Origin of the sequence: Shinella zoogloeoides (assembly GCF_003574625.1) — a bacterium.
GTDB classification, from domain to species: Bacteria; Pseudomonadota; Alphaproteobacteria; order Rhizobiales; family Rhizobiaceae; genus Shinella; species Shinella zoogloeoides_A.
This window is the reverse complement of record NZ_QNUJ01000016.1, coordinates 1-13,492: the sequence shown is the minus strand read 5'-3', so window position 1 is coordinate 13,492 and position 13,492 is coordinate 1. Positions and strand designations below refer to the sequence as shown.

Genomic DNA, 13,492 nt, shown 5'->3' with positions numbered 1-13,492 from the left:
AAGGATTTCATTCAATGCCCGACTTTTCGCCATGGATTTTGCGAAGGGCGGCCAGCGGAGGTGGCGATGAACGCCTTCAGAGCGAAGCAGCAGGCAAGGGGCCGGATCGACCTCCTGCCCCCCGAGCCGAAGGCGCCGGCCGCAAGGCAGCGCTTTACCAGGCGGCTCGAAGTGGTGGATGCCGATTTCGTGGTGATCCGCGCATCCGGCGCGCGCACCTCGAACGACAACCACCGCCCTGCCCGTCCCGCGCGGACGCAGCCGCTTTCCCGGCATCTCCTCTTCCGCATCGCGGCCGCCTGCGCGCGGCTCGCGGAAACGGGATTGCAGCGTCTTCCGGGCCGCGCCTTTGCCGGCCTCGTCACGGCGGCGTTCCTCTTCGTCTTCGCCCATGCCGGCGGGCTCTCGGCGCTGAAGGCCGCCATGCCCGGGGCGGATGCGGCCGAACCGCTGCGTGTCGCCGGGCTCAGCGCCACGCTCGACGACCGCAACGGCATGAAGGTGCTCTCCGTCTACGGCCGCGTGGACAATGCCGGCGGCAAGGTGGAAATCCTGCCGCAGCTCGAAATCCGCGTCGATGGCACCGGTGCCGCCCTCCAGCGGCGCGTCGCGCTCGATGCTGCGACCATCGCCCCCGGCGGCAGCGAGCCCTTCGCCCTGCGCATCCCGCACAGCGGCGGAAAAGTGCCGAAAGTCTCGGTTTCCTTCGTCCGCGAGGGTGCGCCGGCCAACTGACTGTGCTAATCGGCTGCTTTGTTCCGGTGCGGTTCCGGGCGTCATTGCGCTCCGAATGGTGGCCGGAATTCTCTGTCACGACCCCAGGGAGCCGTCTCGCGATGCAGATTGTCCGCGGAAAGAAGATCGAAACGCTTTACGACGCCGCGCAGATCGCCAAGCGCAACGAAGAACTCGCGGCGCAGATCGCCGCCGGCCCGACGAAAGACCTTCTCGTCATCGCCGTGCTCAAGGGCTCGTTCATCTTCGCCGCCGACCTCACCCGCGCGCTGCACGCCGCCGGCCTCGCACCGGAAGTGGAATTCATCACCCTTTCCAGCTACGGCGCCGGCACCGTCTCGCAGGGCGTGAAGGTGATCAAGGACATCGACAGCGACGTGCATGGCCGCGATATCCTGCTTATCGACGACATCCTCGAATCCGGCCGCACGCTCAGCTTCGCCAAGGAGCTGATGTACGAACGCGGCGCGCGCAACGTCACGATCGCCGTGCTGCTCGACAAGCGCGAGAAGCGCAGGACCGATCTTGAGGCCGATTATGTCGGCTTCGAATGCCCGGACCATTTCGTCGTCGGCTACGGCATGGACGTCGCCTATGCCTTCCGCGAGCTGCCCTTCGTGGGCGTCGTCACCGGCGACGCGGAATAGAGCAATTCAGCAAAAGTGCGCAGCGCATCCGGAATTGCGTAGAACCAAGGAGCTGGAGCGTTTTCGCGATTCAGAGAAAGCGCAAACGCTCCAGCCAGCCCCACTTTCCTCCATCGGGCGTTTACGGATCGACAAGGAAAGTCTGGTCTTTTCGTTCCCATACCGGGGCCAATGAACAGGCCCGAAGGGGAAGCGATGGCGAAGATCCTGATCACCGAAGACGAAGACTCCCTGCGCCGCTTCGTGGCGCGGGCGCTGCGGATGGATGGTCACGAGACCGTCGAGGCGCCGGACGGGGCCGCGGGCCTCGACGCGCTGACGGACGGGGGCTTCGACCTCCTGCTCTCCGATATCCGCATGCCCGTGATGGACGGCATCGAGCTCGCCCACAAGGCATCCGCCGCCCACCCGGCGCTGAAGATTCTGCTGATGACCGGCTATGCGGAGCAGCGCGAGCGCGCCGACGACCTGACGACGAAGATCGTCGACGTCGTCAGCAAGCCGTTCAGCCTGCCGGATATCCGCCGGGCCGTCGCCATGGCGCTTGCCGCCTGATCGTTCGCTGCTGTGGAAGCCGCTGTTTCAGCGAATCCCGAGTAGTCGCTCCAGATAGTCCCGCTCAAGGGCCGGCGAACCGCCGGTGCCGAGGCGGCGGCGGATCTCGTCGAGGATCTCGCGGGCCCGCTGGATATCGATCTCTTCCGGGACCCTGTTCCCGCCGGCCTCGCTGTTGCCACCTTCGGCGTTGCGCTCGCGGCCGAGGGGATCGCGGCCGTTGCGTCCGGCCTGCGGCATGCCCTGCCCCTGTCCCTGGCCCATCGCCTGCATCTGGTTCATCATGTTCTGTGCACCCTGGCGCAGCGCCTCGAGCGCACGCCCCTGGCTGCCGACGGCCGCTTCCCCCTCGCCCTCGCCGAGGGCCTTGCCGGCATCCTTCATCTCGCGGCCGGCCTGACCGAAGCCCTCGCCCGGCTCCATGCCCATGCCCTTGAGCGCCTGCTGCAATTCGCCGAGCTGCTTGCCGAGGCCGTCCTGCTGCTCGCGAAGCTTCTTCAGGGCATCGCGAAGCTGGTCCGCCGTCATCCGGTCGGACGGCTGCGGGTTGGTGCCGTCGTCGCCCGGCTGCGCCTCGTCCTCCTCGCCCGGCATCGGATCGCCGCGCTCCATGCGGTCGCGCAGCGCCTGATCGAGCTTGAAGGTCTCTTCCATCAGCTTCTGCTGCTTCAGCACCAGCTCGCCGAGTTTGTCCATCTGCTGGCGCATGGCGTCGTTCTGCTGGCCTTGCCCCTGCTGCGGCCGGCCGGCCTGAAGATTGTTCATCATGCGCTGCAATTCGGACAGCATCTGCTGCGCTTGATCCCGCGCACCCGAGCGCGCCAGGTTCTCGATCTGGTCCATCATGCGCTGCAGATCCTGCTGACGCAGGATGCGGCCCTGCTGCTGGGCATTCTGCTGGCCGTTCTTGGCCGCCTGCCGCGCCAGTTCCTCCATATAGGCCTGCATCGCATCGCGCAGCTCCTTCATGAGCCTGGCGATCTCCTCCTCGGAGGCATTGCGTTCAAGAGCCTCGGAAAGCGCCTTCTGCGCATCGCGCAGGCGCCGGTCGGCGAGCGAGAGGTTGCCGTCCTCGATGCCGAGCGCGATCTCCCAGAGATAGTCTGCCGTATCGCGCATCTGGTCTTCGCTGCGGGCAAGCCGCATGCGCGCGCCGGCCGACTGGATCAACAGGAAATGCGTGAGATTCGGAATCGTCTCCTCGGGACGGATCGTCAGCGCCTCGTTGAGCGTGATGGCAAGCGGCAACTGCCTTGCATCGAGCGCGAAGACCTGCCGCTCCTCGGCGACGGCGGCGGCGAGCGGCTCGAAGAAGTTTTTCGCCGGCAGCACGATCTCGACGGGCTGGCTGCGCCCCTCCTGCCCCGCGGCATCCCTGGCGACGAGCGTGATCCTCACGCGCTTGCCGGAAAGCGGATGTTCGGAGAGGTTGCGGCTCGTCGTTCCCTTGGCCTCACGCGCGGCGCGGCGCGGCAGGTCGAGCCTATATTCCGGCAGCGGATAGAGCGGGCGGGCATCCTTCGGCTGGTCGACCGGGACGATCTCCGCATGGGCCTCCTGAAGCCCGTAGTCGTCCCTCGCGATGAAGCTGATCTCAAGGGCCGAGGCGACCGTCGTCTTCGGAATGCCGTCGAAGGCGATTTCCGGCACGCGGTCCGGGATGACGGCGAAGGTCCAGCTACGGCCGTCGACCGAGAGCGTGCCGTCCTTCAGGATCTTGTAATGCATGGTCCGCGCGCCGCCGACGGTCGCGGCCGGCGCCGTTCCGTCCTTCGGCTTTTCCGCCTCGGGACGGATGGCCGTGACGGTGTTTTCGCCGGCCACCTGATAGCCGACCGTCTCATTGCCGCTGCCGCCGGTCACGCGCACCGTCAGGTCGCTGAATTGCGGAATGCGGATTCCGCCCTCCGCGACCTCGGCCGGCTGGCCCTGCGCGTTGCCGGTGAGGAACACGGGCGCCCGCGCGGTATGGGCCGGCGGCGTCACCCAGGCATCGATGCGCATGTCCGGCGCCGCCTCGGCGGGCGCCTGGAAGGAAACGACATCGGCCAGCAGGCCGCCGCGGTTGGAATAGGAGAAGGCAAAGGCGATGGCGACGAGGAGCAGCGGCACCGCACGCAATGCATGGCGGTCGTGGCGGGCAATGTCGGGCTCGGGCGTGCCGGTGCGCAGCGCGCCGATCATGCGGGCCATGCGCGCCTGATGCTCGCGCCAGAGCGCTTCGCCGAAGGCGTCGCCGACCGCAGGCTTGTCGTCCTGCACGCGGATCGCCTGGTGCGTCAGCGCGTTGCGCGCTTCCAGCATGCGGTCGGCGCTGTCGACCGACGGCCAGGAAATGCCGCGCAGCCGGGCGAGCAGGACGACGAACCCGATCGCGAAGGCCGCGAGCGTTCCGACATGCAGCCACAACGGCGCATGGCGGAAATAGCCGAACCAGGTGAGCGCGAGGAAGGCGGCGACGAGGAGCAGGACCGGCAGCAGGCGCGGCGCGAGCGCTTCGAGATAGAGCACGGCCCTCGCGGCAAGGCGTTTGGCCGCAAGCCGGCGGGCCAGCGGATTGCTGGTCGCCCCCTTCTCGCGCTGCCTGTCAGATGCCATCGATCAACGCACTCCGCCGCTCTTTCTCACCATCCGAAAATAACATCCTTTGTGGCGAAGACGAGGGCGCGCGCAAAATCGTGAACACTATTCCCCGCCTGCGGCTCAGGCGAGCCAATCCGGCAGCGAATCGAGGCCGATCAGGTCGTCATAGGAAAGCCGCGGGCGGATGACGTGGAACTCGGACCCGTTGACCAGCACTTCCGGCACCAGCAGGCGGCTGTTGTAGGTGCCGGCCTGCACCGCGCCATAGGCGCCGGCCGAGCCGACGGCGATGAGGTCGCCGGGCTTCGGCTGGGCCATTTCGCGGTCCTGCGCCAGATAGTCGCCCGTCTCGCAGACCGGGCCGACGACATCGGCGCGGATGCGCGGCGCATTCGCCGCCGAGATGACCACCGGCTGGATCTCGTGCCAGGCCTCGTAGAGCGTCGGGCGGATGAGGTCGTTCATCGCCGCGTCGACGATGACGAAGGTCTTCTCGCCGCCGTCCTTCACATAGATGACTTCGGTGACGAGGATGCCGGCATTGCCGACGATCAGCCGGCCGGGCTCCGTGACGATCTTGCAGTTCAGGCCCTTGAGCTGGTTCTTGACGATCTCGGCATAGGCATCCGGCAGCGGCGGCGGCGCATTGTCCGTCTTGTAGGGAATGCCGAGGCCCCCGCCGACATCGACATGGTCGATGGTGTGGCCGTCGGCGCGCAGCGTCTCGACGAGTTCGCGCAGCAGCCGGAAGGCATCATCGAAGGGTTGCAGCTCGGTGATCTGGCTGCCGATATGCATGTCGATGCCGGTGACCTCGATGCCCGGCAGGCTCGCGGCACGGGCATAGACGGCGCGGGCGCGCTCCCAGGATATGCCGAACTTGTTTTCCTTCTTGCCGGTCGAGATCTTGGCATGGGTGCGGGCGTCGACATCCGGGTTGATGCGGAAGGAGACATGGGCGACCTTGCCGGCCTTCACGGCGCGGGCGTTCAGCACGTCCAGTTCCGGCTCGGATTCCACGTTGAAGCAGTAGATGCCGGCCTCGAGCGCGAGGTCCATCTCGCGCGGCGTCTTGCCGACGCCGGAGAACATGATGCGCGAAGCGGGAACGCCGGCGGCAAGCGCCCGGCGCAGTTCCCCTTCCGAGACCACGTCGATGCCCGCGCCGAGCCGGGCGAGCGTCTTCAGCACCGCCTGGTTGGAATTCGCCTTCATGGCGTAGCAGACCAGCGCATCGACGCCCTCGAAGGCCTTGGAGAACACCTTGTAGTGCCGCTCCAGCGTGGCCGTCGAATAGACGTAGAAGGGGGTGCCGACCGCCTTGGCGATCTCCGGAACCGGCACGTCCTCCGCATAGAGAATGCCGTCGCGATGCTCGAAATGGTTCACTGCCTGATCCGTAGAACTAGAGCAATTCCAGCAAAAGTGCGCAGCGGTTTTGCGTCCGGAATTGCGTAAAAACAAAAGGATAGAGCGTTTTCGCGATTCGAAGAAAAGCGGAAATGCTCTAGAGAAGGGGATCGAGGACGAAGGGCTTGTCTTCGACCTGCTCGACCTTCTTGCCCTTGATGGTCTTCACGACCGGCTGTCCGCCGCCCGGTAGGTCCAGATCGCCCTTGCGGCCACAAGCGGTCAGAACCGCTGCGGAAAGGCAGAGCACGAAAGCCAGCCTGCCGATATCGATGCGTGTCATGAAGCGTTCCCTGGAATTGCCGGTGATCGGGTGGGCATCATCCTTAGCGAATTCGCCCGCCCTGTGCACCCTTAATCTCTTGATGATTCCTGCAAGCGGTTTGATCAGTTCCGCTGCCGCCACCAGGCGATCTGCCGGCGGACTTCCGAGGGCGCGGTGCCGCCGTAGCTCTTGCGGCTGGCGACCGAGGCTTCCACCGTCAGGACGTTGAAGATATCGGCCGTGATCGCGGCATGGATCGCCTGCAGCTCTTCGAGCGAGAGCTCCGCAAGATCGCAGCCCTTGCTCTCGGCGAGCGCCACGGCCCGGCCGGTCACGTGATGGGCGTCGCGGAAGGGCAGGCCCGCCTCGCGCACCAGCCAGTCGGCAAGGTCCGTCGCAGTGGAATAGCCCGAGCCGGCGGCCGCCTTCATGCGGTCGGCGCGGATCGTCATGTCGCGCACCATGCCGGTCATGGCGGCGATGGCGAGTTCCAGGCTCTCGGCGGCGTCGAAGACCTGTTCCTTGTCTTCCTGCATGTCCTTGGAATAGGCGAGCGGCAGGCCTTTCATCACCGTCAGCAGCGCGATCAGCGAGCCGTTGATGCGGCCCGTCTTGGCGCGCACGAGCTCCGCGGCGTCGGGGTTCTTCTTCTGCGGCATGATGGAGGAGCCGGTCGAGAAGGCGTCCGACAGGCGGATGAAGCCGAATTGCGGCGTCGACCAGATGACGATCTCCTCGGCAAGGCGCGAGAGGTGCACCGAGGCGATGGCGGCGATGGAGAGGAACTCCAGCGCGAAGTCGCGGTCCGAGACCGTGTCGATGGAGTTGCGCGTCGGCTCGCGGAAGCCGAGGGCCTTGGCCGTCATGTGGCGGTCGATATTATAGCCGGTGCCGGCAAGGGCGGCGGCGCCGATCGGGCTCTCGTCGAGATGCTCGATGGCATGGCGCACGCGCTGGCGGTCGCGGCCGAACATCTCCACATAGGCCATGCAATGGTGGCCGAATGTCACCGGCTGGGCCGTCTGGAGATGGGTGAAGCCGGGCATGACGGTTTCGGCGTGCTCTTCCGCGCGGTCGAGGAAGGCGGCGATGAGGCTCGTCAGCATCCTTTCGGTCTTCTGCAACTCTTCCTTCACCCAGAGGCGGAAGTCGAGCGCCACCTGGTCGTTACGCGAGCGGGCGGTGTGCAGGCGCCCGGCGGCGGGGCCGATCAGCGTCGCCAGCCGTGCCTCGACATTCATGTGGATGTCTTCCAGCTTGCGCGAGAACTCGAAGGTGCCCGCCTCGATCTCTGACAATATCGTGTCGAGACCGTGAACGATCTTTTCCTTATCGTCCGCCGAAATGATGCCCTGGTGGCTAAGCATTTCGGCATGCGCCTTTGAGCCGCGGATGTCCTGGGCATAAAGCTTCTTGTCGAAGCCGATGGAGGCATTTATCTCCTCCATGATCGCATCCGGTCCCGAGGCGAAGCGGCCGCCCCACATCTGGTTCGAGGATTTCGTCTCGGAAGTGCCGTCAGCCATGGGTGCCTATCCTGGAGAATGAAATGTCAGTGAAGAAGAAACTCGGCCTGCCGGCAGGAAAGCTGATCGCCATTGCCGGGCTCGCCGGACTTCTCGCCGGTGGTGCAGCGATATACGTGAAGGAAAGCCTGTCTGGCAATGGCGCGGTCGCGTCCGCCGGTTCCGCCGCCTGCCCGCTCGCCGCCGAAAAGGCCGCCGCGATCACGCCCTTCTCCAAGGGCCAGGTCGCCGCCATGCGCACGGTCGACGAGCACCGTCCCCTCCCCGACCTCGTTTTCGACGGCCCGGACGGCAAGAAGAAGACCATCGCGGACTTTGCCGGCAAGACGCTGCTGGTCAATCTCTGGGCGACCTGGTGCGTGCCCTGCCGAGAGGAAATGCCGGCGCTCAATGCGCTGCAGAAGAATCTCGGCAGCGACAAATTCGAGGTCGTGGCGATCAACATCGATACCGGCGACGACGAGAAGCCGAAGACCTTCCTCGACGAGACGAAGGTCCACGACCTCGGCTATTACCGCGATGCCTCGATGGGCGTCTTCAACACGCTGAAGAAGGAGGGCTTGGCCTTCGGCCTGCCCGTCACGCTGCTGATGGACGACAAGGGCTGCCTGATCTCCGCCATGAACGGCCCCGCCGCCTGGGACGGCGAGGATGCCAAGGCACTGATCAACGCCGCGCTCGGGGCGCCGAAGATCTGAGATATCATGCCGCCGCGTAGACCCGCGGCCGGCGGATCTCGATGAAGCCCGCCTCGCCCTTGCGGTGCGGGAATTCCGGTGCGGTATCGAACTCCACCGCTTGCCCGCTGCCGGTCATCGCCAGCACGCGGCGCGAATCCGGCCGGTCGATGACGCGGACGATCTTCGCCGCGATCCCCTCTCCGTCCTCGCGCCAGGTGACGTCCGCAGGACGGAAGAGAATCTGCCCGCCGCCATCGGTAATGCCCTCAGCCTCGAAGGAAACGTCCTCGACATAGGCCCTGCCGCCGCGGATATCCGCGTCGAGCCGGTTGGCATCGCCCAGAAAATTCATCACGAAGGCATCGGCCGGGTTGCGGCAGACGGCTTCGGGCGTCCCCTCCTGCACGATCCGGCCCTTGTTGAGGATGACGACGCGGTCGGCAAGGTCGAGCGCCTCTTCCTGGTCGTGCGTCACGAAAAGCGTGGTGATGCCGAGCTCGTCGTGGATCTTGCGCAGCCAGCGGCGCAGGTCCCGCCGCACATTGGCATCCAGTGCACCGAAGGGCTCGTCGAGCAGCAGCACGCGCGGATCGACGGCGAGCGCCCGAGCAAGCGCCACGCGCTGGCGCTGTCCGCCGGAGATCTGGCCGGGGAAGCGGTCCTTCAGCCCGCCGAGCTGCACGAGATCGAGCAATTCCTTCACGCGCGCCTCGATCGCCTGCGGCGTGCGCTTCACTCTGGAAACCTTCATGCCGAAGGCGATGTTATCGCCGACCGTCATATGCGGGAAGAGCGCGTAATGCTGGAAGACGAAGCCGACGCCGCGCTCGCGCACCGGAATGTCCGTCGCGTTCTCCTCACCGAAATAGATTGCCCCGGCATCGGCATATTCGAGGCCCGCCACCATGCGCAGGATCGTCGTCTTGCCGGAGCCCGAGGGGCCGAGCAGCGCAACCAGCTCGCCGCTTTCGATATCGAGCGAGACGCCGTGCACGGCGCGGAAGGTCTCGAATTCCTTGACCACATTATCGAGACGGATCTTCAAGGCTTGACCTCCGGAGTGATGCTGTCGGCCCCCGCAAGGGCGGACGGGCGCTGCACGCGGCCCGCGCCCTGCCGCTCCAGCGCCACCTTGGCAAGGAGCGTGACGATGGCGAGACCGGCAAGGATGGATGCGGCGGCAAAGGAGCCGGCCGCGTTATAGTCGTGATAGAGCAGCTCGATATGGAGCGGCAGCGTGTTGGTCTGGCCGCGGATATTGCCCGAGACGACCGAGACGGCGCCGAACTCGCCCATCACGCGCGAATTGCAGAGCACCACGCCATAGAGCATCGCCCATTTGATATTGGGCAGCGTGACCGAGAAGAAGGTCCGCCAGCCGCTCGCCCCGAGCGACGTCGCCGCCTCTTCGAGATCGCGGCCCTGCGCCTGCATCAGCGGGATCAGCTCGCGCGCCACGAAGGGCGCGGTCACGAACATGCTGGCAAGCACGATGCCGGGCAGCGCGAAGAGGATCTTGATCCCCGCCGCCTCCAGCGCATGGCCGAAGAGACCCTGTAGGCCGAAGACGAAGAGATAGGAGACGCCCGCGACGATGGGCGAGACCGAGAAGGGAATCTCGATGACGACGGTGAGCAGCCGCTTGCCCGGAAAGTCGTGCTTGGTGATGGCCCAGGCAGCAGCGACGCCGAAGGCCGTGTTGATCGGCACGGCGATGAGCGCCGTGACGACCGTCAGCAGGATGGCGTGCCGCGTGTCGGAATCGGCGATGGATTTCGCGAAATAGTCGATCCCGCGCGAGAAGGCCTCGACGGCGATGACGACGAGCGGCGCGATGATCATCAGCGCCACAAGCAGGAGAACCACCGTCAGCAGGATGCGGCGAAAGAGGGGATTGTCGCCGACGCGCGGCGGCTTGCCCTTTGCGTGATGCGTCATGTCAGCCCCTCACCGTGTAGCGCAGGGCCCGGGCCTGCATGAGATTGGTGATCGCCAGCATGACGAAGGCCGTCAGCAGCATGACGGAGGCGATGGCGGCGGAGGCCGGATAGTCGTATTCCTCCAGCCGGATAAAGGCGAGGAGCGCGGTGATCTCCGTCGAGAACGGCTGGTTGCCGGCGATGAAGATGATGGCGCCGAACTCGCCGAGGCTGCGGGCGAAGGAGAGCGAGACGCCCGCCAGCAGCGCCGGCGCCAGAAGCGGCAGGATGACCTTGGCGAAGATGGAAAGATCGCTCGCCCCGAGCGTCTGCCCCGCCTCCTCCAGCGCCGGATCGAGCTCCTCCAGCACCGGCTGCACCGTGCGCACGATAAAGGGGATGCTGGTGAAGCTCATGGCGACGATGATGCCGAGCGGCGTATAGGCGACCTTGATGCCGAGATGGGAAAGCGGGCCGCCGAACCAGCCGTTGGTGGCAAAGAGCGTGGTGAGCGCGATACCGGCGACCGCCGTCGGCAGCGCGAAGGGCAGGTCCACCAGCGCATCGACAAGGCGCCGACCGGGGAAGCGGTAGCGCACCAGCACCCAGGCGAGCGCCATGCCGAAGAGAAGATTGAAGACCGTCGCCGCCAGAGCACAGAGCACCGTCACGCGGTAGCTCGCAAGGGCGCGGTCGGAGGAGACGATGCGCCAGTAATCCGCAGGCCCAAGGCTTGCCGCCTTGAAGACGAGCGCCGCCAGCGGCAGCACCACGATGATGGCCACATAGACGAGGGTGATGCCGAGCGCGAGCGGCAATCCGGGCAGTACACGCCGTTTCAAACGGACGTTCCTTTCTCATACCACAACCGGCGGGTTTTGCGCCCGCCGGCTGCCTTGAAGAACGAAGGGGAGTGGATCAGCGGCTGCCGTAGATCTTGTCCAGCGTGCCGCCCTCGGAGAAATGCTCCTTCGAGACCTTGTCCCAGCCACCGAAGACGTCGTCGACATTGACGAGGCGGATGTCCGGAAACTGGTCCTTGAACTCGGCGGCGACCTTTTCGTCATGGACGCGGTGACCGAATTCAGCGGCGATCTTCTGGCCTTCCGGCGCATAGAGGAAGTCGAGATAGGACTTGGCCAGATCCCGGCTGCCATGGGCATCGGCCACCTTGTCGACCACCGCGACCGGGAATTCGGCGAGCAGCGAGACGGAGGGCACGACGCTTTCGAACTTGTCCTCGCCATACTGCTTGGCGATCGACTTGGTCTCGGCCTCGAAGGTGATGATGACGTCGCCGATCTCGCGCTCGACGAAGGTCGTGGTCGCCGCGCGACCGCCCGTGTCGAAGACCGGAACGTTGTCGAAGATCTTCTTGACGAACTCCTCGACCTTCGCCGGGTCGTCCTTGAAGGCTTCCTTGGCATAGGCCGTGGCGGCAAGATAGGTGTAGCGCGCATTGCCTGAGGTCTTCGGGTTCGGGAAGATGACCTTCACGTCGTCGCGGGCAAGGTCGGACCAGTCCTTGATGTTCTTCGGATTGCCGGCACGCACGAGGAAGGACGGGAAGGAATAGAAGGGGGAGGCGTTGTTCGGGAACGCCTTCTGCCAGCCTTCGGCGACGAAGCCGTTCTTCACGAGGAAGTCGATATCCGTCACCTGGTTGAAGGTCACGACGTCGGCCTCGAGGCCTTCGACGATGGCGCGCGCCTGCTTGGAGGTGCCGCCATGCGACTGGTCGATGGTGACGCCCGGATGCGCCTTCACGAAGGCCTCGTTCTCGGCGGCGAAAAGCTCGCGCGCCACGTCGTAGGAGGCGTTGAGCAGCTTGTCGGCGGCGTTGGCGGAGAGCGGAGCGGCAAGGCCGAGAAGGGCCACGCCGAGAAGGAGCAAACGTTTCATCTGAAAAACCCCGATGCGAGAGAATGGGGCAGACAATAACGAGCGGCTGGGCGGTCTCCGAGGCACGGGCCTGTCGCGCACGCGGCGACAGGCGGAACATTTTTCCCTGAAAGGGAAGGTTCGCGGATTCTCCGCCCGTCAGCGGGTCGGGACCGGAACCTCGCCGCGATAGTCGTAGAAGCCGCGGCCGGACTTGCGGCCGAGCCAGCCGGCCTCGACATATTTCACCAGCAGCGGGCACGGGCGATACTTGGAATCGGCGAGCCCGTCATGCAGCACCTGCATGATCGAAAGGCAGGTATCGAGGCCGATGAAATCGGCAAGCTGGAGCGGCCCCATCGGATGGTTCGCGCCGAGCTTCATGGCCGTGTCGATGGCCTCCACCGAGCCGACGCCCTCATAGAGCGTGTAGATCGCCTCGTTGATCATCGGCAGCAGGATGCGGTTGACGATGAAGGCCGGGAAATCTTCCGCGACCGTGATCGTCTTGTCGAGCTTGGTGACGAATTCCTTGGCGGCGGCGAAGGTGCCTTCCTCGGTCGCGATGCCGCGCACGAGCTCCACCAGCTTCATCACCGGCACCGGGTTCATGAAGTGGATGCCCATGAAGCGCTCCGGCCGATCGGTGGCCGAGGCGAGGCGGGTGATCGACAGCGAGGACGTATTGGTGGCAAGGATCGCCTCCGGCTTCAGCACGGAACAGACCAGGCCGTAGATCTTGCGCTTGACGGTCTCGTCCTCCGTCGCCGCCTCGATGACGAGATCGGCGTCGGAAAGGTCGTTGATGTCCGAGGAGCCCTTGATCAGCGCGAGCGCCTTCTTGCGGTCCTCGTCGCTCATCTTGCCGGAGGAGACCTGGCGGGCGAGGTTGCCGTTGATCGTGGCAAGCCCTGTCTCGATACGCTCGGGCGACAGGTCGTAGATATGGACCTTGTAGCCGGCTAGCGCAGAAACATGCGCGATCCCGCACCCCATCTGGCCCGCACCCACAATACCGACGTTCTTGATCATAGCGCCAATCGCCCCGTCACTTCATTCCGCGCCCTCGGCGCAGGCAAAAAAATACCGGGCCGGTCGAGCCGGCCCGGTGAAGTGATAAAGCCCTGCGACGCATTTTTCCAGTGAAATCATCGTCGCAAAAAGAGGCATGAAACCGGCTCAGAGGGCCTTCTCAAGCTCCGGGAGGATTTCGAAGAGGTCACCGACGAGGCCGTAGTCTGCGACCTGGAAGATCGGCGCCTCCTCGTCCTTGTTGATGGCGACGATGACC

Annotated in this window: 13 protein-coding genes and 1 pseudogene; 4 read left to right on the top strand and 10 right to left on the bottom strand. The window is 65.4% G+C overall.

All coding sequences use genetic code 11. The features are described from left to right. Nucleotides 1–66 precede the first annotated feature (66 nt). The 3 genes from DSD28_RS24520 (at nt 67) to DSD28_RS24510 (ending at nt 1,937) form a co-directional block, all read left to right on the top strand. Nucleotides 67–735 carry a hypothetical protein gene (locus DSD28_RS24520; protein WP_119259059.1) on the top strand — a complete coding sequence of 223 codons (669 nt, stop codon included), beginning with the start codon at nt 67–69 and terminating at the stop codon, nt 733–735. A 101-nt stretch (nt 736–836) separates the two neighbouring features. Beyond that, nucleotides 837–1,382 (top strand): hypoxanthine phosphoribosyltransferase, encoded by a 546-nt coding sequence (gene hpt / locus DSD28_RS24515; protein WP_119259058.1) that lies wholly within the window; start codon nt 837–839, stop codon nt 1,380–1,382. A gap of 195 nt (nt 1,383–1,577) precedes the next feature. Further along, nucleotides 1,578–1,937, top strand: coding sequence for a response regulator (locus DSD28_RS24510; RefSeq protein WP_119259115.1), 360 nt, complete (start codon nt 1,578–1,580; stop codon nt 1,935–1,937). Nucleotides 1,938–1,964: 27 nt separating this feature from the next. Here the strand turns inward: DSD28_RS24510 and DSD28_RS24505 are convergent, their stop codons facing one another. The 4 genes from DSD28_RS24505 to argH all read right to left on the bottom strand — a co-directional run bounded on the left by DSD28_RS24505 (nt 1,965) and on the right by argH (nt 7,721). After that, nucleotides 1,965–4,535 (bottom strand): TIGR02302 family protein, encoded by a 2,571-nt coding sequence (locus DSD28_RS24505; RefSeq protein ID WP_119259057.1) that lies wholly within the window; start codon nt 4,533–4,535, stop codon nt 1,965–1,967. Between the two features lie 105 nt (nt 4,536–4,640). After that, nucleotides 4,641–5,909: a diaminopimelate decarboxylase gene (gene lysA, locus DSD28_RS24500; protein WP_119259056.1), complete on the bottom strand. Its 1,269-nt coding sequence runs from the start codon at nt 5,907–5,909 to the stop codon at nt 4,641–4,643. Between the two features lie 118 nt (nt 5,910–6,027). After that, on the bottom strand, nt 6,028–6,213 hold the full coding sequence (lptM, locus tag DSD28_RS24495) for an LPS translocon maturation chaperone LptM (protein ID WP_119259114.1): 186 nt from the start codon (nt 6,211–6,213) through the stop codon (nt 6,028–6,030). A 104-nt stretch (nt 6,214–6,317) separates the two neighbouring features. Next, a complete protein-coding gene (gene argH / locus DSD28_RS24490) occupies nt 6,318–7,721 on the bottom strand; it encodes an argininosuccinate lyase (RefSeq protein WP_119259055.1) in 1,404 nt (467 codons plus the stop codon). Nucleotides 7,722–7,744: 23 nt separating this feature from the next. Here argH and tlpA point away from each other — a divergent pair, with 23 nt between their 5' ends. After that, nucleotides 7,745–8,419, top strand: coding sequence for a thiol:disulfide interchange protein TlpA (tlpA, locus tag DSD28_RS24485; RefSeq protein ID WP_119259054.1), 675 nt, complete (start codon nt 7,745–7,747; stop codon nt 8,417–8,419). Between the two features lie 4 nt (nt 8,420–8,423). Here tlpA and DSD28_RS24480 read toward each other — a convergent pair whose 3' ends face one another. The 6 genes and pseudogenes from DSD28_RS24480 to DSD28_RS24455 form a co-directional block, all read right to left on the bottom strand. Further along, complete coding sequence (locus tag DSD28_RS24480; protein ID WP_119259053.1) at nt 8,424–9,446, bottom strand: sulfate/molybdate ABC transporter ATP-binding protein; 1,023 nt, start codon at nt 9,444–9,446, stop codon at nt 8,424–8,426. Further along, on the bottom strand, nt 9,443–10,339 hold the full coding sequence (cysW, locus tag DSD28_RS24475) for a sulfate ABC transporter permease subunit CysW (protein ID WP_119259052.1): 897 nt from the start codon (nt 10,337–10,339) through the stop codon (nt 9,443–9,445). Before cysW ends, DSD28_RS24480 begins: the two co-directional genes overlap by 4 nt. A gap of 1 nt (nt 10,340) precedes the next feature. After that, nucleotides 10,341–11,162: a sulfate ABC transporter permease subunit CysT gene (gene cysT, locus DSD28_RS24470; protein ID WP_119259051.1), complete on the bottom strand. Its 822-nt coding sequence runs from the start codon at nt 11,160–11,162 to the stop codon at nt 10,341–10,343. Nucleotides 11,163–11,238: 76 nt separating this feature from the next. Then, nucleotides 11,239–12,222: a sulfate ABC transporter substrate-binding protein gene (locus DSD28_RS24465; protein WP_119259050.1), complete on the bottom strand. Its 984-nt coding sequence runs from the start codon at nt 12,220–12,222 to the stop codon at nt 11,239–11,241. 138 nt (nt 12,223–12,360) lie between these two features. Continuing rightward, a complete protein-coding gene (locus DSD28_RS24460; protein ID WP_119259049.1) occupies nt 12,361–13,233 on the bottom strand; it encodes a 3-hydroxybutyryl-CoA dehydrogenase in 873 nt (290 codons plus the stop codon). Between the two features lie 147 nt (nt 13,234–13,380). Beyond that, nucleotides 13,381–13,492 (bottom strand): annotated as a pseudogene (locus tag DSD28_RS24455) (electron transfer flavoprotein subunit alpha/FixB family protein); the annotation flags it as partial.